Below are 17,467 nucleotides of genomic sequence, written 5' to 3'. Positions count from 1 at the left end.
GGCTCGCGTCGCGGTTCACCGCATCACCGCGCGCATGGTCTTGCGGTCGGCGGTGGTGAGGTCCTCGACCGGGATCTCTTCGAGCAGCGCGTCGATGACGGCGTCGGTGGAGATGCCGTCGGCCTCGGCGTTGAAGTTGGTGATGATGCGGTGGCGCAGGACGGGCTTGGCGACGCGCATCACGTGCTCGGGGGTGACGTGGTAGGAGCCGCTGAGGATGGCGCGGGCCTTGGCGGCGAGGATGAGGGCCTGCGAGGCGCGCGGGCCGGCGCCCCAGGCGAGGTAGTCGCGCACGATCTGGGGCTTGGGCGTGCCCTGTGCGCCGGCGGCGTCTTCCTTGATGCGCGTGGCGCGCACGAGGCGCAGCGCGTAGCGGATCACATGCTCTGCGACCGGGGTCTGGCGCACGAGGTCCTGCACGCGCGCGACATCGGTCCCGGAGAGGACCGCCTTGGGCTGCTCCATCGAGCCGGCGGTGGTGCGGCGGACGATGTCGAGTTCCTCGTCTTCGCCCGGGTATTCGACGGTGATGTTGAAGAGGAATCGGTCGAGTTGCGCTTCGGGGAGGGGGTAGGTGCCTTCCTGCTCGATGGGGTTCTGCGTCGCGAGGACGAAGAAGGGCTCGGGCAGGGCGTGGCGCTCGCCTCCCACGGTGACCTGGTGCTCCTGCATGGCTTCGAGGAGGGCGGCCTGGGTCTTGGGGGGCGTGCGGTTGATCTCGTCGGCGAGGATGATGTTGGCGAAGATGGGGCCCTTCACGAAGCGGAGGGCGCGGTCGCCGGTGGCCTTGTCTTCCTGGATGACCTCGGTGCCGGTGATGTCGGAGGGCATGAGGTCGGGGGTGAACTGCACGCGCGAGAAGTCGAGGTTGAGGGTCTTGGCGATGGTCGAGATGAGGAGGGTCTTGGCGAGGCCCGGGACGCCCACCAGCAGGGCGTGGCCCTGGCAGAACATCGAGATGAGGACATCGTCGATGACGGCGTCCTGGCCGACGACGACCTTGTGGATCTCGCGCTTGAGGGACTCGTGGGCGGCGCGCACCTCGGCGACGGCCTGCTGGGCGTGCTCGGGGTGCTGGATCGCGTCGTTCATCTCGGGCATGTTCGGGAGGCCTCTCGTGGAGGGGGTTGATCGTGTCGGAACGGGTCGGACGCGGGGCTCATCGTCGCGGTTCGCGTCGGGAGGGGTTTCGGGGTCGGGAAGCGGAAGATTCTCGGCCCGTGTTCAACCCTCTTGGATCGGCTCGGTCGCGTCGTCAGGCCAGCGAGGGCGGGGCGCCGGCGCGTAGATTTCATGGAAGCGAGCGATGCCCGAACTCCCAGAGGTCGAATCGGTGCGGCGGTCGGCGGAGCGCGCCCTGGTGGGGCGCACCGTGATCGGGGTATGTCTGCGCCGGCGCGACATCGTGGAGGGCGACAGCGGGAAGCGGGCGCTGCTCGAGGGCGCCACCATCGTCGAGGTGCGTCGGCTGGGCAAGCAGCTCGCGATCGTCGGGGATGACGGGCGCGTGCTGGGGGTGCATCTGGGGATGACCGGGCAGCTCTTGTGGCTGGCGCACGGGGCGCGTGCCGCGAGGACGGACCATGTGCACGCGGAATGGCGTCTGGGCGACGCAGGCGGCAGGGTGCTCTTTCGCGACCCGCGCCGGTTCGGCGGGCTGTGGACCTTCCCGAGCGTGGGGACGCTGTGCGAGACCCGCTGGGCGGCGCTGGGGCCCGACGCGGCGACGATCACGGGCGACGCTCTGCGTGCGGCGCTGGGGAGGTCGGCCCGGGCGGTGAAAGCGGGCCTGCTCGACCAGCGCGCGCTGGCCGGGGTGGGGAACATCTACGCGGACGAGGCGCTGTTCGCGGCGGGCATCGATCCCAGGCGCGTGTGCACCGGGATCGGGGATGGGGAGTGGGACGCGCTGGCCGCGGCGATCCGACGGGTGCTGGGCGAGGCGATCGAGGCCGGGGGCAGCACGCTGCGCGACTACCGGGACGCGTCGGGGGCGTCGGGTTCATTCCAGACCCGACATCTCGTCTATGGGCGAGGAGGGGAGCCCTGCATGAAGTGTGGGAGGGCGCTGGAACGGTTCACGCTCGGGCAGCGCACGACGGTCGCCTGCGGCGTGTGCCAGGGGTGAACGGATCTGTCGACGCGTTATCCACACGGGGTGCGCACCGGCGGGTCGCCCTCCGTTGGGGTGCGCGGATTCACGAGTTGCGCTCGGACGACAGGGGGTCGGGTTCCCCTCTCTCTTCAAGAGAAGAGAAGAGACATCTTCGTCTTCGTTGTTGTATGCGTTGTCGGGATGGGGGCCTCGATGGGCATGGCGGTTCTAAGTTGTTTCAATATATGGGTTTAATTCGATCGATCGGGCGTGGATGTCTTGTCGCGTGGGTGTCGTGAACCGAACGGGTCTGGCGCAGGGCGTCGGGGAAAGCGGACACGAATCCCGGCGCCCTGTCGGCGAGGATGGGTTCGCGCCAGGGGCGTGTCAGAAGCGCCCGGACTTATCCACACGGCTCCCACATGGGGTGGGAAGCTGCGCAAAGACGGCGCAAAGGCCGCGGGCGAGTGGGGATGAGGGTGAACACAGCGCGAACATCGCGATGGTGGGCGATCGCGTCGGGCTCAGGGGGTGGCGTCGAGGGACGCGAGTTTGAGCTCGATGGCCTGGAGTTCGGCGCTCAGGGAGGGCTCGGACTTGAGGCGGGTGTCGACCGTGCTGAGGGCGTGCATGACCGTGGTGTGGTCTCGTCCGCCCAGGTAGCCGCCGATCTCTTCGAGGGAGTGTCGGGTGTGCTTGCGTGCGAGGAACATGCAGAGCTGTCGGGGCTGGACGATGGACTTCTGTTTGCGGCGTGACTGCAGGTCGGAGACCTTGACGCCGTAGTAGTCGCCCACGGTCTGGACGATGGCCATGACGGAGAGGACGGGCCTTGCCTTGGTGGGTGCTTCGCCCAGGGCGGATTTGGCGAGGGCGAGGTCGATGGGCTTTTTCTCGACCTGTGACTGGATCTGGAGTCGGACGACGGCGCCCTCGAGTTCGCGGATGTTGGCGCTGATGCGTTCGGCGACGAAGCGGGCGACATCGTCGGGCATCTCGACGCCGCGCATCCGGGCTTTCTGGCGGACGATGGCGGCGCGTGTGTCGGTGTTGGGGGGTTCGATCTCGACGACGAGGCCCCACTTGAAGCGTGAGATGAGTCGTTCTTCGAGCTGGGGGATCTGCTCGGGGGGCGCGTCGCTGGAGAGGACGAGCTGCTTGCGCTGGTGGTGGAGGGCGTTGAAGGTGTGGAAGAACTCTTCCTGGGCGCTCTCGCCCTTGGCGAGGAAGTGGATGTCGTCGATGACGAGGACATCGGCGTCACGGAAGGCGTGGTGGAAGGAGGACATGTCGCCCTGACGCAGGGCCTCGACGAATCCGGAGAGGAACTCTTCGCAGGAGGTGTAGTGGATGCGCGTGGCGGGGTTGCGCTCGAGGAGTCGGAGGCAGATGGCCTGGAGGAGGTGTGTTTTGCCGAGCCCGACGCCGCCGTGGAAGAAGAGCGGGTTGTAGGCGTTGCCGGGGTTGTCGGCGACGGCGGTGGCGGCGGCGTGGGCGAGGCGGTTGCCGGGGCCGACGACGAAGTTGTCGAAGGAGTGGTCCGGGCTGAGCCGGAGGCGGTCCTGGGAGGCGTTGGTGCGCGCCGAGGCGGCGGCGGCCCAGGAGGGCGGCGGGGGCGCGGCGTGCTGGGGCGCTGCGGGGGTGGGCTGCGGGTGGGGCTTGGGCTCGACGAGCGCGCTGCCGGCGGTGGCGGCGCCTGCGGCGCGTGACGCGCCGTTGGAGGAGGCGCGCGTGTGATGGGGCAGCTCGTCGTCTGGCCCGAGGAAGCGGACCGAGAGGAGGCAGCCGGTGACGGCCTGCGCCGCTTCGGCGAAGGTGGGCTGGCACTCGCGCTCGAGGTAGGCGCGCCGCACGGAGTGGTTCACGCGCAGGGAGAGGACGCCGGAATCGACCCCGAGCGGTTCGATCTCGTCGAACCACTGGCGGCACATGGAGACATGATGGCTCCGCAGGTGCGCAAGGATGTCGCCCCAGACGGCTTGATCGCCTCTGGCCATGTCTATGCCTCGCCGGCTGAGTGCGCCGGGTGAGATGCTCGTGGATGTTCGCGCCGCCGTCGCCGTGGTCACACGCCGCGCGGCCCTGCGCGACGAACAAAGGAGGGAGGAGACGCCGGCGAGAGTCCCACCATGCCGGCGGCGCTACGAAAGTGAGGCGACGGTACGAAACGGCGCGTCGTCTGTCAACACCTTTCTGCGCGAGATCGGAGGAAACCGCGCCGAACCCCGGGAAAACCGGTGTTTACGCGCGCGGGGCGCTGGCCGGGCCCGAGGGCGTGGAGCGCTGGCGCATCCGCTCCTGGCGCTCGGCGTCGGCGACCTGATCCTCGTATCGCATCTTGTTGGTCCGGTGGTCCATCAGGAAGTGGACGCGCTGGGCGAGCTCGCGGCTGACGACCTCTCGGAGGCGCTTGTGCGCGAACGAGATGTTGCTGCGGCGCGAGACATGGATCAGGACCAGGTGCTGGCAGCGCAGCACGCGCAGCCACTCGGCGATGTCGTCGATGTGGAGGTGCTTGCCGATCTTGGCGCGGTCCTTGTGTTCGGCGTCGACGAACGAGCACTCGCTGATGACGATCTGGGCGTTGAGGACGTCGTTGCGGATGAGGGCTGCGCCCGGGGAGGTGTCGCCCAGGTAGGCGACGAGGGGCACCTCGAGGATGCGCGTGATGTCCTCGCCGCGGTCCTTGAGCTCGCGGAGCTTCTCCTGGGGGAGTCCGGCGAACTCTTCGCGGAGTTTGCTGCGTTTTTCGATGATGGAGTAGCCGAAGGACGGCGCGGTGTGGTCGGTCTCGAAGCCGCGCAGGACGACGCTGTTCTTGATCTCGATCTCCTGGTTGGGCTCCAGGGGGATGATCGTGTAGGGGGTTTCCTGCTGCTCGACGGGGTGGAAGGCCTTGAGCATGGCGTCGAGCGCCGGCGCGATGCGCGCGTCGCAGACGATCGTGCCCGGGCCCATGCCCTGGAAGTTGCGCTGGGAGCACCAGTAGCCGAGGGCGCCGATGTGGTCCATGTGCCCGTGGCTGATGCAGCAGAACTTGCTGGCGAGCGCCGGGCGTGGGCAGACGCCCATGTCGAAGCAGACATCGAGCTCGGGGACCTGGACGCAGGTGGCTTCGCCTGCGACGCTGGTTCCCTGCACGCGGTACGGGGGGAGGTAGAGGAAACCGAGCGAGCCCTCGCGGGGCGGTGGCTTAGGGAGCATCGGGCAATCTCCAGAGGCCGGGCTTCCGCCCGCGCCTGGGGCATCTCGGAATGATGTCGCGCGTGGCGCGGGGCGGGTGTCCGCGGCGTATGCCGCACGCCTGACTGTATGCCGTCGGAGGTCGCTGGAGCGGTCGGGCGGGGGTCCCCTCCCCTACTATCGCGTCATGGACGCGACCCCCGACCACGCCCCCCTGCCCGAAGCCGATGTCCGACGCGTCGCGCGTCTTGGTCGTCTGGAACTCAACGACGAGCAGGTCCGCGCCTACGCCGGCAAGCTCGGCGCGACGCTGGGCTACATCGAGCGCCTGCGCGAGCTGGACCTCGAGGGCGTCGAGCCCCTGACCAACCCGCTCGACCAGACCAACCGGCTCGGACGCGACGAGGTCGGCGCGACGCTGGACACCGAGGCGCTGATGAAGATCGCGCCGGAGACGATGCCGCCGTATCTGAAGGTGCCGAAGGTGCTGGGCGGGGATGGGGCGTGAGGGGGAAGGGAGTGGGGAGTAGGGAATAGGGAGCGGGGGGAGGCGCAGATCAGCGGCGTCTGCGGCGGGTTAGCGTGACGGCGCACGCGACGAGCACGATGCCGCCCCCGGATGGCGCCGGAATGACTGCCGCAAGGCGGATCCCGCCGAACTGCACTGGGCTACCGTGCCCGAACCACACCAACTCGTCGGCGAAGAGATCGCCGCCGTAACGCGTATCCGTGCCCTTCGCTAGGCGCGCATTGCCGCCACCCAGCAGGCTCTCGGTCCACTCGCTCGCCCCGCCCGACACATCCAGTAGGCCCCAGGGGCTCTGCGTGTCGGGGTACAGCCCGACCTCGTGAGGTCGCTCTTGGCCCGAGGGCCACTCGGTCGGAGACCCCGCGTTGGTCTGGCCGCCGAGTTCGGGGCGTCCGGGGATCAGCTGCGTGTCGCTCGAATCCGGGAAGTCCCACCACCCACCACCCCCGGACTCGCCCCCGGAATCCCCCTCGCCGAAGCGGTCGGGGTCGTAATGCCCGGCCTTCACCCACTCGTCCATCGACGGGATCCAGAACCGCGCATCGGCATTGCGCGACGCCTGCCCGACTGGGATCGGCTGGCCTGGGAAGCGCCGGAAGGTCTCGGCGTCGTACGCGCCGTCCTGGAAGGCCTCGATGGTCGAGCCCTTCCCGTTGTGCAGCCAGTTGGCGTACATCGCCGCGGCGTAAAAGGTCGTGCGGATCGGCTCGTCAGCGGTGCGGCCGGGCTGGATCGAGAATGAGTAGCCATTGCCGACTCGCTGAACAAGAAGACCGTCCCCCCCGATGGTCCCTCCAGAACTCCCGATGGCATCGATGTAGGGCGCGATGGCGCGGGCGAACTCGAGGAACTCGCCGTTAGTGACCTCGCGGGTCATGATGCGGTACTCGTGGTTCACCGCGCCCATGAGGCGTGCGTCCTGAGGGAAGCCGAGCCGACGCATGAGCGTGGGCGCGTTGCCCGGCGCGCCGATGCGGCTGAAGGGCAGGCCGTACTCCTCGGAGAACTCGAGGCGCTGGGTGTTGGGTGTAGCGTGTGCGGCGGCGCAGGCGATCACCGAGACGGCGAGATACGGAACGATCTTCACGGCGCTGCTCCTCGGTTGCCGCGCGCGGCGCGGGCTGTGCATCGACAATGTACCGGGGATGGCGTGGGAATGGAAGGTCTGAGAACCGGAAAGCGGGAAAGAAAAGAGAGCAAAGACAGAGATTGGGAAGAGAAGCCGGGAGGTTGGGTAGCCCTCACTGGCCCCCTCTCCTGTTCGGCGCAGCCGAATGGGAGAGGGCTGGGGTGATGGCATGAAAGCCCGTTGCTCCCGAGTCGTGGGGCGGTGTACACCGTCCCTGTGTGACAACGACTCACCGAAAGGAGCAACGGACATGGAGAAGACCTCAGTGTATGTGGGACTGGACTATCACCAGTCGTTCATCCGTGTGTGCGTGGTCGACGCCGCCGGCCGCGCCCTGTACAACCGGCCCTGCGGCAACCACTGGCGTGAGGTGGTCGAGGCCGTCTCGGGACGCGGGGCGGTGGCCGGCGTGGCCATCGAGGCCTGCTGCGGCGCAGCCGACCTGGCCGACGAGCTCGTCGAGCACGCCGGCTGGAGCGTGGCCCTGGCGCACCCGGGCTATGTCGCACGCATGAAGCAGAGCCCCGACAAGAGCGACATGGCCGACGCACGCGTGCTCGCCGAGCTCACCCGCGTGGGCTGGCTCCCGCGTGTCTGGCTCGCGCCCGCCCCGATCCGCGAGCTGCGTCGGCTCGTGGGGCTGCGTCAGACCCTGATCGATCAGCGACGCGCCGCGAGGCTCCGTCTGCGCGCGTTGCTCCGCGACCTGCGCCGGCGACCCGCGGGCGTGCGGACGCGTCCCTGGTCCCGCGCCTGGCTGGCGTGGGTCGACACGCTGGACCTGGACGACGCGTCGCGTCTGGTGCTCGACGAGTGTCTTGCTCAGATCGCCTTCTTCACTCAGCGGCTGACGCGTGTCGAGCACGCGTTGGAGGGGCGCACCCACAACGACCCGGTCGTGCGTCGCCTGCGTGAGATGCCCGGCGTGGGCCCGGTCACCGCGTGGGTGCTGCGCGCCCATGTCGGACGCTTCGACCGATTCCGCAGCGGCAAGCAGCTCGCGCGGTTCTGCAGCCTGTGCCCGCGCAACGCCTCCAGCGGCGATCGCGTGGCCGACTCGGGCCTGATCCGCGCCGGCGACCCGACGCTGCGCTCCACGCTCATCGAGCTGGGCCATCGGCTCGTCCGCTGCGACCAACGCTGGGGATCCCTGGCCGCGCGTCTGCGTCGGGCGGGCAAGCACCCCTGCGTGATCGCCGCCGCCGTGGCCAACCGCTTCGTGCGCTGGCTCCACCACCAGATGCAGGAGCCCACCATGACCTGACGCCCCAGGAAGAACCCGCGACGCAACGACCCGACCGACAACGGACATCGCACGCCGGGCCCGCGCTGTGCGCGGCGAGCTCGAGAGCCCTCTGGGCCAGACGCTCGTCGGGTGATAGGGCAGCCGCGCACGCCGCTCGGAAGCGCCACCATGGGCAAGGGCTCACGCCCGACGCTCGGATAGATGAATGGGCCCCGGCGACGCGATCTCCCCTTGACACGCAACGGGCTTTCATAGATGAGGGCTACGCCTTCTCCGGGCTTCCCTCCTCCGTCTCTGACTTCTCTTTCTCTTCGATCCGCGCACGCGCGAGGCGGAGGATGTGCATCAAGACCCCGTCGGGGTTCTTCGTGACTTCCGACGCGGCGATGCGCAGGGTGTGCACGCCGCGTTCACGCAGATACTCGTCGCGTCGCGCGTCGTGGTCGCGGCGGTGCGCGTGGCAGTGGCCGTCGATCTCGATGCAGAGCAGCGCCTCGGCGCAGAAGAAGTCGAGGATGTAGGGGCCGAGCGAGCGCTGGCGCCGGAACTTGAGGCCGCCGAGTTTCGCGTTGCGAAGACGAGACCAGAGGATGCGCTCTGGAGGCGACGATTCGCGTCGGAGCCGGGCGGCGCGGAGGTCGGTTCGCCAGTCGCCGCGGGGGGCGTGCATGAGGGGGAGAGTATCAGAAGAGAGAGAGAGAAGAGAGAAAGACAGAGGGTGGGGAGGGAAGCCCGGAGGTTGGGTAGCCCTCATCTATGAAAGCCCGTTGCGTGTCAAGGGGAGATCGCGTCGCCGGGGCCCATTCATCTATCCGAGCGTCGGGCGTGAGCCCTTGCCCATGGTGGCGCTTCCGAGCGGCGTGCGCGGCTGCCCTATCACCCGACGAGCGTCTGGCCCAGAGGGCTCTCGAGCTCGCCGCGCACAGCGCGGGCCCGGCGTGCGATGTCCGTTGTCGGTCGGGTCGTTGCGTCGCGGGTTCTTCCTGGGGCGTCAGGTCATGGTGGGCTCCTGCATCTGGTGGTGGAGCCAGCGCACGAAGCGGTTGGCCACGGCGGCGGCGATCACGCAGGGGTGCTTGCCCGCCCGACGCAGACGCGCGGCCAGGGATCCCCAGCGTTGGTCGCAGCGGACGAGCCGATGGCCCAGCTCGATGAGCGTGGAGCGCAGCGTCGGGTCGCCGGCGCGGATCAGGCCCGAGTCGGCCACGCGATCGCCGCTGGAGGCGTTGCGCGGGCACAGGCTGCAGAACCGCGCGAGCTGCTTGCCGCTGCGGAATCGGTCGAAGCGTCCGACATGGGCGCGCAGCACCCACGCGGTGACCGGGCCCACGCCGGGCATCTCACGCAGGCGACGCACGACCGGGTCGTTGTGGGTGCGCCCCTCCAACGCGTGCTCGACACGCGTCAGCCGCTGAGTGAAGAAGGCGATCTGAGCAAGACACTCGTCGAGCACCAGACGCGACGCGTCGTCCAGGTCCAGCGTGTCGACCCACGCCAGCCAGGCGCGGGACCAGGGACGCGTCCGCACGCCCGCGGGTCGCCGGCGCAGGTCGCGGAGCAACGCGCGCAGACGGAGCCTCGCGGCGCGTCGCTGATCGATCAGGGTCTGACGCAGCCCCACGAGCCGACGCAGCTCGCGGATCGGGGCGGGCGCGAGCCAGACACGCGGGAGCCAGCCCACGCGGGTGAGCTCGGCGAGCACGCGTGCGTCGGCCATGTCGCTCTTGTCGGGGCTCTGCTTCATGCGTGCGACATAGCCCGGGTGCGCCAGGGCCACGCTCCAGCCGGCGTGCTCGACGAGCTCGTCGGCCAGGTCGGCTGCGCCGCAGCAGGCCTCGATGGCCACGCCGGCCACCGCCCCGCGTCCCGAGACGGCCTCGACCACCTCACGCCAGTGGTTGCCGCAGGGCCGGTTGTACAGGGCGCGGCCGGCGGCGTCGACCACGCACACACGGATGAACGACTGGTGATAGTCCAGTCCCACATACACTGAGGTCTTCTCCATGTCCGTTGCTCCTTTCGGTGAGTCGTTGTCACACAGGGACGGTGTACACCGCCCCACGACTCGGGAGCAACGGGCTTTCATGCCATCACCCCAACCCTCTCCCATTCGGCTGCGCCGAACAGGAGAGGGGGCGGGGAGAGAGAGAGAAGAGAAGACAGAGGTTGGGGAGGGAAGCCGGGAGGTTGGGGAGCCCTCGCCTGGCCCCTGCCATGTCGCTGCGCTCGATAGGAGGGGGAGCGGGGGAGAGGGAGAAAAAGGAAGACGCCGCGGCGCCCGTGAAGGCGCGCGCGGCGCGTGAAGGGTTTGGTTGTGGTGGTGCGCGTGTTTAGTCGCAGTTGGAGCCGAAGGCGCCGAGGACGGTGTTGAGGTCGGTGAAGTTGACGAGCTGGCTGCAGTCGGTGTCGCCGCTGACGCCGATGCCGGAGAGGCCGAAGGAGCCGAGGACGGTGTTGAGGTCGGCGAAGTTGACGACGCCGTCGCCGTTGGCGTCGCCGACGCAGGGGAGGGAGGTGTAGACGAGGGCCTGGATGGCCTCGCTGAATGGGGCGGAGGCGTACTGCTCGATGCGTCGCGCGACGACGACGTCGGGCGTGCCGTCGTTGTTGACATCGCCGACGGCGAGGCCGGTGCCGTAGCCGAGGTCGCTCTCGCCGAGGTTGGGGTCGAAGTAGGCGGGGCCGACGCGGCGCGCGAGGACGTCGCCGGTGGCGGCGTCGAGGTAGAGGAGTTCTTCGGTTTCGGCTGCGCCGCCGCGGACGACGATGACGAGGTCTTCGACGCCGTCGTCGTTGAGGTCGCCGACGCCGCCCTGCATGGCGACATCGGCGCCGGCCGGGAGGATGGCGCGTTCGGCGACGATGATGTCGCCGGTGGCGCCGGATCGGACGGAGTAGAAGCCGTTGCGGATGACGGCGAGGTCGGGCTTTCCGTCGGAGTTGAGATCGCCGACGGGGGCGGCGGCGAGGGGCGCGCCGCCGAACTGGTCGACGATGCGGATCCAGATGCCGGCGGCGAGGTCGTCGGAGGAGAAGACGATGATGGACTGGTTGGTGGCGACGTAGAGGTCGGGGACGGCGTCGTCGTTCACATCGCCCAGGAGGCCGGCGATGCGTCCGAGGCGCGGGTTGAGCCCGCCTCCGACGGAGGAGTCGATGAGCGCGCCGTTGGCGCCGCTGAAGACAGCGACGGCGCCCGGTGGCACGGCGGCGCCCTGCGGGTTGTAACTGGGGAGGGTGATGAGGACATCGTCGCGTCCGTCGTTGTTGGTGTCGCCGAGGTTGACGATGGTGTCGCCGAAGTCGCCGCCGAAGCCGTTGAAGTTGACGAGGGGCGCGCCGGTGGCGCCGGAGTAGGCGACGACGCGTCCGGCGTTGTTGTTGAAGCGTCGGATGCCGACGAGGACGTCGTCGAAGCCGTCGCCGTTGACATCGGCGGAGCCGACGCGCCAGCCGAAGCCGTCGAGTTGCGCGGGGGTGGTCCAGGTGTTGCCGGTGAACTCGCGGAGGAGTGAGCCGTCGGCGCCCGAGAACACGCGGACGACGCCGCGCCGGTTGACGGCGCCGACATCGCCGAAGGCGCCCTCGCTGAAGCCGACGATGACGTCGAGGAAGCCGTCGTTGTTGATATCGCCGAGGGCGACCTGGTTGCGTCCGTCGCCGACGACCACGCCGGGCGCGATGCGGTTGTTGACGGTGACGGAGACGGAGAGGTCGCTGATCACGCCGTCGGCGCAGGGAGCGGCGTGAGCGGCTCCGGCGCTGAGGGCGAGACAGCAGGCGGCGCCGAGCGCGCGTGACGACAGACGACTCAGGATCATGGATATCTCCGCGGGGTTTGTTGCTGCGTGCGTCCGGCCCTGTGCGGCGCCGTCGCGTTCTCTCTGGACTCATCCTTGGGATCGACTGGCGGTCCCTTGCGGGGTTTTACGGGCAAGGAGCGCCTCGGGATGCGGGTCGGCGTGAAAGTTCACACATCCGCGCGCCCGGCCGGCGTTGTTCGTCACCGGAGCGAGGGGTGCGACGATCCACTGTGATGCGTCAGGGGCGTGAGTCTGGCGCCGAAGAAGCGGATGACGATGCGGAGGTCGTCGTGGTCGACGGTCCCGGAGCAGTCGGCGTCGGCGCGGGCGTCTTTGTTCGCGCTTTGTCCGAACCGTGTGAGGACGCTGTTCAGGTCGTGGAAATCGACCGAGGCGTCGTGGTTCACATCGCCTGGGAGCCAGGGCCCGGCGTAGAGCGCGACGAGGAATCGGTCGTCGGGGAGGTTGTGCGCGACGACCTCGATGGCGATGTCGTGGGCGTCGTCGCGCTGGTGGACGCGCCCGGCGGCGACGCGCTGGTAGTTGTGCGCGAGCCATTCGCCTTCGACGAGCGCGCGATGGCGCGGGAGGAAGAAGCCGTAGTTCGCGCGCTCGCGCGCCGAGGTGAGGGCGAGGGCGTCGCGTTCGGGGTCGGGGACATCGACGATGGGGCCCAGGAGCGTGAGGACATCGAGCGCGCCGTCGCCGGCGAAGTCGGCGGCGCCGAGCGTGCGGCGCGGGAGCGGGAAGGCGGGGAGGCCGAAGGCGCCTTCGAGGACATACTGGCTCGGGGCGCGCCACTCGTAGAGGGACTGGAACTGGATGAACTCGCCGAAGCCGTCGTCGTCCACATCGCCGAGCCAGGCGAGGTAGCCCTCGGCGGCGAGGAGTTGATAGACGATCGCGCCGGTGTCTGCGCGGAAGGCGCGCGCGCGTTCTTCGGGGATGGGCAGGCCCGGCGCGCCGGTGGCGTATTCGGGTATGCCGTCGTTGTCGCGGTCGCCCATGACGGTGACGCGATGGGAGTTGACGACGCGCGAGTGCATGACGGAGCCGTCGAGGGCGCGGAGCGCCCAGAGGGTGGGCGTGCGTCCGATGGCCTGTGAGTCGAGGACGAGGAAGTCGTCGCGTCCGTCGCGCGTGGCGTCGCCGACGGTGAGGATGAGTTCGCCGAAGCGCTGCGCGCCCTCGGGGCCGTCGACGGAGTAGAGGGGCGCGCCGTCGGAGGAGAAGGCGTCGACGCGTCCTCGCGCGTTGTTGGCGAGGGGCGCGCCGACGAGGAGGTCGAGTCGCCCGTCGCCGGTGAGGTCGGCGAGCGCGACGGACCATCCGAAGGCGTCGATCTGCGAGGGGGTTGTCCAGGGCTGGCCGGTGACTTCGAGGATGGTCTGCCCGGAGGCGCCCGAGACGACGCGCACGACGCCGACGCGTGTGGCGTTGTTCTGGAGCGCGCAGTCGCCAAAGGCGCACTCGGCGAAGCCTATGACGATGTCGTCGACGCCGTCGGCGTCGACGTCGCCGAGGGCGAGCGCGCGTCCTTCGCGTCCGAAGGTGACGCCGGGCGGGGTGACGCGTGCGACGAGTTCGATGGTGGCGACGGAGGCGAGGTGCGTCGCGTAGCCGCAGGGCAGGAGCCCGTCTCGGGCCGGGTCGACGCCGGCGTGTGCGGTCGCGGTCGCGGCGAGGATGGTCGCGGCGCGTGCGGCGCGCGTTGCGGTGGTGGTGCGCATCTCTTCTCCCGGGTGGGGTTCGCGGGGGTGGATGCGTGGGTTGCGTGGAGAAGCGTGTTTCCGGCGCGATTCAGGGCGAGACGGGGGGTTTGGTGGACTGGGGGTAGATGACGACGCGGTCGTGGACGAGGAGGATGAGGTCGTCGGCGCCGTCGCCGGTGAGGTCGGCGATGATGGACTGGGCGGGCTGGAGGTCGCGCTGCTGCTCGGCCTCGAAGAGTCGCGACTGGAAGACTTCGAACTCGGTGGCGAAGAGGAGGTCGCGTCGGCTGGAGAAGGTGAGGATGGTGCACATCTTCTGGCCGGCGTCGAGGACGACGAGGTCGGTGAAGCCGTCGGAGTTGATGTCGCCGGCTTCGAGGTCGTGGTCGATGCGTCGGTCGCTGTCGGCGCGGAATCCGGCGACGGCGTTGGCGACGATGCGCGTGCCGCCGAAGCGGACGATGCCCATGGCTTCGCCGGAGAGTGCGAGGAGGTTGGGCTGGGAGTCGCCCGAGAAGGAGCCGGCGAAGATGGAGGCGGGCTCGACGCCTGCGAGGCGCATTCGATCGGCGACGCGCCAGGCGTCGTTGTGCTTCTCGAAGACGACGAGGCGTCGCGCGGCGCGGTCGGCGGCGACGAGCCGGGCGCCCGAGCCCTCGGTGAGGAGCGTGAGCCCGGTGAATCGGCCGCGGGTTTCGGGGTCGGTGACCTGCTCGACGACGCGCCAGCCGGAGGCGGCGTCGAACTTCGCGGCGCGGATGAAGTTGGCGTCGGCGATGAGGAGCTCGTCGGCGCCGTCGCCGTCGATGTCGAAGTGGGCGGTGTTGTCGGGGCCGGCGGCCTGGACGAGGCCGAACTGGGGCATGAGGCGGTCGGTGAGGACGCGCAGCGCGTCTTGGTCGTCGCTGGCTGCGCCCTGGACCATGACCATGGGCTCGCCGGGGGTCATGAGGAGGAGATCGACGGAGCCGTCCTGATCGACATCGGCGCTGAGGATCGCGCTGGGCGCGCGTCGGACGCCGTCGAGTTTGACGGCGCGGGGCGCGCGCTGGGAGGCGTCGGGCTCGTGGATCTCGAGGAAGACCTCTCGGCGGAGTTCGACGACGACGGCGAGCGCGGGTCGGGGCGAGTCCTTGGCGCCCAGGTCGACGAAGGCGGCGGCCTGGGGCGTCGCGCCGGCGGTCTTGAGCGAGATGGGCTGGGGGAAGGTGAGGCGCCCGTTCTCGAAGCGGCTGACGCCGACGGTTTTCTCTTCTTCGCTGAGGACGAAGACATCGAGCGGGCCGGAGGCGCCGGGGTTGTGCCAGCGCCCGGCGGCGAGCGCCTTGGGTGACTTGAACGCGCTGAAGCGTTCGGGCTCGCGCAGGGGCACGCCGCGCTTCTGCGCGAAGAGGAGCATGGCGTTGCCGGACGCGTCGGCGGCGAGGAGGTCGGTCATCCCGTTGCCGGTGAGGTCGGCGACGACGACGGAGCGCGAGCGGTCTGCGCCGCCTCCGCCCGGGAGCGGGAGGATATCGGCCTGGACATCGCGCTCGGAGACGCGGCCCTCGCTGGGCGCGGGCGGTTCGATGGTCTGCTCGACGAAGTCGTAGATCGCGACGCGGTTGGTGGTGCGTTCGATGACGGCGAGTGAGGACGCGGCGCGGTTGGGGAATGCGACGGGCTGCGCGTCGCGCAGGGGCGGCGACTCGAAGCGGAGTTCGGCGCCGGGTCGGCGCCCACGGCGCTGGCCGCTGGCGTCGGCGGTGTCGTAGGGGCTGCTCTCCTGCGCCCACAGTCGGATGGGGGTGGAGGAGTCGGGGGAGACGCCGATGATGTCGGTGAGACCGTTGCCGGTGAAGTCGGCGCAGTAGAGGGCGACGATCTGGTCGCGTGCGCCGTCGCTGGCGCCGAGTTCGAGGTGCTCGCCGAGCCGGGCGCGCTCGTTGATGGGGTAGACGCGGATGCGTCCGTTGACGAGGGTGACGAGTTCGGGCCCGCTGCCGGCGGGGCCCATGACATCGGCGAGTTTGAGCCCGTCTCTGGTGGCGGAGAGGCCCGGGACGCGCGTGCGTGAGAGCTCGTCGAATCGTCCGGCCTCGGTCTGGCGCATGGCGACGAGTTCGGCGCCGTCGGCGGCGTAGAGGATGTCGGCGCGTCCGTCGCGGTCGACATCGTGGGCGACGATGGCGGTGACGCGCTGTCGGAGCGCGATGTCGACGCGGTCGAACCACTCGGAGGGTGTGAGTTCGTTGACGTTGGAGGCGCGAGCGCCGGTGCGCGTGGGCGAGGGCTCGTCGACGCGGCTGGCGGCGCGCTGGAGGTGGACCTCGATGCGGCTCTTGCGGTTGTTGACGATCGCGAGGTCGAGTCGTCCGTCGGCGTTGAAGTCGCCCACGGCGACGGGGCCGAAGCCGGGGTCGACGACGATGAAGCGAGGGGCGTCGAAGCCGAAGTAGCGGGCGAGGTTGCGCTCGGCGCCGGCGGCGTCGGGCGTGGAGGGGGCGGTGGAGGAGGCGCTCAGCCCGGCGCAGGAGGTCAGGGCGAGGGCGAGGGCGGCGAGGGGGTGCGTGGGGGTGGGCATGTCGGTCCTGGGCGCGTGTGGAGGGCTGTTCCGGGAGCGCGGGGCGGGCGCGCGAGGGGATCTGGCCCGGAGCGGGCGGAACCGCGGCGGGCAAACTACTGTAATCCCCTGAGGCGGGGCCGGTTCGCGGATCGGCCCGGCGTGGCCCGGCGGGTGGCCGGGGGCGCAAACGGCGCGGAGCGCAGACGGAGCACGGCGTGACGACACGACGAGACAGGCTGCTGGGTGTGCTGACGGGGTGCGTGGTGGCGTCGGCGTCGTGCGGCGCGTGGGCCCAGGGCGCCGACCGGGCGGTGGATCGGGTGGTGTTCACGGACGGGCGGGTGGTGAGCGCCCCGATCATCAAGGAGGCGCTCGACGCGGTCTGGCTGGACCTTGGGTACGACGTCGTGCGCGTGCCGCGGACCAGCGTGGAGCGGATCGAGCGTGCGGAGCGTGACGGCGACGAGGACGCGGTGGACGCGTCGGGGCCCGCGGGTCGGCTGTACCGGGTGGCGGACGGGAACGCGCCGGAGCGTTCGCCCAAGGAGCAGGCGGAGCGGGTGGGCGGCGCGGTGGTGCTGATCAACACGCCGCGCGCGCTGGGTTCGGGGTTTCTGATCAACGACGAGGGGTACGCGATCACGAACGCGCATGTGATCCAGGGCGAGACGCGACTTCGCGCGACGGTGTTTCTGAAGGAAGCGGGCGCGCTGCGTCGTCTGTCGATCGAGGAGGTCGAGATCCTGGCGGTGAACAACCATCTGGATCTGGCGCTGATCCGTCTGACGCACCCGCGCGGGGAGCGATTCCCGTTCGTGCATCTGAACCTGGACGACGAGCTGGTGGCTGGTCAGACGGTGTTTGCGATCGGGGCGCCTCTGGGTCTGGAGCGGACGCTGACGGAGGGCGTGATCGCGACGACGCTGCGGAACTTCCAGGGCGTGACGTACATTCAGACGACGGCGCAGATCAACCCGGGGAATTCGGGCGGTCCGCTGTTCAACACGCGCGGGGAGGTGATCGGCGTGGCGAACATGAAGATCCCGTTCGGGGAGGGTCTGGGGTTCGCGATCCCGATGCGGTACGTGCGTGATTTCGTGAGGAATCGGGACGCGTTCGCGTACGACAAGACCAACCCGAACAGCGGGTACACATACAACGCCCCGCCGCCGCGCCTGGAGTTTGGCGTGGCGCCGGCGCTGGATGATTCGGAATCACGATGAGC

Annotated in this window: 13 protein-coding genes; 4 read left to right on the top strand and 9 right to left on the bottom strand. The window is 69.7% G+C overall.

Annotated features, from left to right (window positions below):
• Window positions 1-15: 15 nt before the first annotated feature.
• Entirely contained in the window at window positions 16-1,101 is a 1,086-nt protein-coding gene (locus KF684_11285) for a MoxR family ATPase (GenBank protein ID MBX3353504.1), read from the bottom strand.
• A 205-nt stretch (window positions 1,102-1,306) separates the two neighbouring features.
• Here KF684_11285 and mutM point away from each other — a divergent pair, with 205 nt between their 5' ends.
• Window positions 1,307-2,128, top strand: coding sequence for a bifunctional DNA-formamidopyrimidine glycosylase/DNA-(apurinic or apyrimidinic site) lyase (mutM, locus tag KF684_11280; GenBank protein MBX3353503.1), 822 nt, complete (start codon window positions 1,307-1,309; stop codon window positions 2,126-2,128).
• Between the two features lie 491 nt (window positions 2,129-2,619).
• Here mutM and dnaA read toward each other — a convergent pair whose 3' ends face one another.
• Both dnaA and KF684_11270 read right to left on the bottom strand, forming a co-directional pair.
• Window positions 2,620-4,092, bottom strand: a complete 1,473-nt coding sequence (gene dnaA / locus KF684_11275; GenBank protein MBX3353502.1) for a chromosomal replication initiator protein DnaA — start codon at window positions 4,090-4,092, stop codon at window positions 2,620-2,622.
• A 244-nt stretch (window positions 4,093-4,336) separates the two neighbouring features.
• Window positions 4,337-5,299 carry an MBL fold metallo-hydrolase gene (locus tag KF684_11270; protein ID MBX3353501.1) on the bottom strand — a complete coding sequence of 321 codons (963 nt, stop codon included), beginning with the start codon at window positions 5,297-5,299 and terminating at the stop codon, window positions 4,337-4,339.
• A gap of 166 nt (window positions 5,300-5,465) precedes the next feature.
• On the opposite strand from KF684_11270, the gene gatC reads away from it, so the two are divergent.
• The gene (gatC, locus tag KF684_11265; GenBank protein MBX3353500.1) at window positions 5,466-5,786 is read left to right on the top strand and encodes an Asp-tRNA(Asn)/Glu-tRNA(Gln) amidotransferase subunit GatC; all 321 of its coding nucleotides are present in this window, start codon (window positions 5,466-5,468) and stop codon (window positions 5,784-5,786) included.
• A gap of 49 nt (window positions 5,787-5,835) precedes the next feature.
• On the opposite strand, the gene KF684_11260 is transcribed toward gatC, so the two are convergent.
• The gene (locus KF684_11260) at window positions 5,836-6,894 is read right to left on the bottom strand and encodes an SUMF1/EgtB/PvdO family nonheme iron enzyme (GenBank protein MBX3353499.1); all 1,059 of its coding nucleotides are present in this window, start codon (window positions 6,892-6,894) and stop codon (window positions 5,836-5,838) included.
• 292 nt (window positions 6,895-7,186) lie between these two features.
• Here KF684_11260 and KF684_11255 point away from each other — a divergent pair, with 292 nt between their 5' ends.
• A complete protein-coding gene (locus tag KF684_11255) occupies window positions 7,187-8,200 on the top strand; it encodes an IS110 family transposase (GenBank protein MBX3353498.1) in 1,014 nt (337 codons plus the stop codon).
• Window positions 8,201-8,444: 244 nt separating this feature from the next.
• Here KF684_11255 and KF684_11250 read toward each other — a convergent pair whose 3' ends face one another.
• The 5 genes from KF684_11250 to KF684_11230 all read right to left on the bottom strand — a co-directional run bounded on the left by KF684_11250 (window position 8,445) and on the right by KF684_11230 (window position 16,260).
• The gene (locus KF684_11250) at window positions 8,445-8,852 is read right to left on the bottom strand and encodes a DUF559 domain-containing protein (protein MBX3353497.1); all 408 of its coding nucleotides are present in this window, start codon (window positions 8,850-8,852) and stop codon (window positions 8,445-8,447) included.
• A 321-nt stretch (window positions 8,853-9,173) separates the two neighbouring features.
• Window positions 9,174-10,187, bottom strand: a complete 1,014-nt coding sequence (locus KF684_11245) for an IS110 family transposase (protein ID MBX3353496.1) — start codon at window positions 10,185-10,187, stop codon at window positions 9,174-9,176.
• A 325-nt stretch (window positions 10,188-10,512) separates the two neighbouring features.
• The gene (locus tag KF684_11240) at window positions 10,513-12,003 is read right to left on the bottom strand and encodes a VCBS repeat-containing protein (protein MBX3353495.1); all 1,491 of its coding nucleotides are present in this window, start codon (window positions 12,001-12,003) and stop codon (window positions 10,513-10,515) included.
• Between the two features lie 182 nt (window positions 12,004-12,185).
• Window positions 12,186-13,715 (bottom strand): FG-GAP repeat protein, encoded by a 1,530-nt coding sequence (locus tag KF684_11235; protein MBX3353494.1) that lies wholly within the window; start codon window positions 13,713-13,715, stop codon window positions 12,186-12,188.
• A 70-nt stretch (window positions 13,716-13,785) separates the two neighbouring features.
• Window positions 13,786-16,260 carry a VCBS repeat-containing protein gene (locus tag KF684_11230; GenBank protein ID MBX3353493.1) on the bottom strand — a complete coding sequence of 825 codons (2,475 nt, stop codon included), beginning with the start codon at window positions 16,258-16,260 and terminating at the stop codon, window positions 13,786-13,788.
• Between the two features lie 197 nt (window positions 16,261-16,457).
• Here KF684_11230 and KF684_11225 point away from each other — a divergent pair, with 197 nt between their 5' ends.
• Window positions 16,458-17,465: a trypsin-like peptidase domain-containing protein gene (locus KF684_11225; protein ID MBX3353492.1), complete on the top strand. Its 1,008-nt coding sequence runs from the start codon at window positions 16,458-16,460 to the stop codon at window positions 17,463-17,465.
• The last annotated feature ends 2 nt before the right edge of the window (window positions 17,466-17,467 follow it).

Source organism: Phycisphaeraceae bacterium (assembly GCA_019636675.1).
Taxonomy (GTDB): domain Bacteria; phylum Planctomycetota; class Phycisphaerae; order Phycisphaerales; family UBA1924; genus JAHBXC01.
Note: the sequence above shows the minus strand (reverse complement) of the source record. Positions and strands in the feature narration are given on the sequence as shown.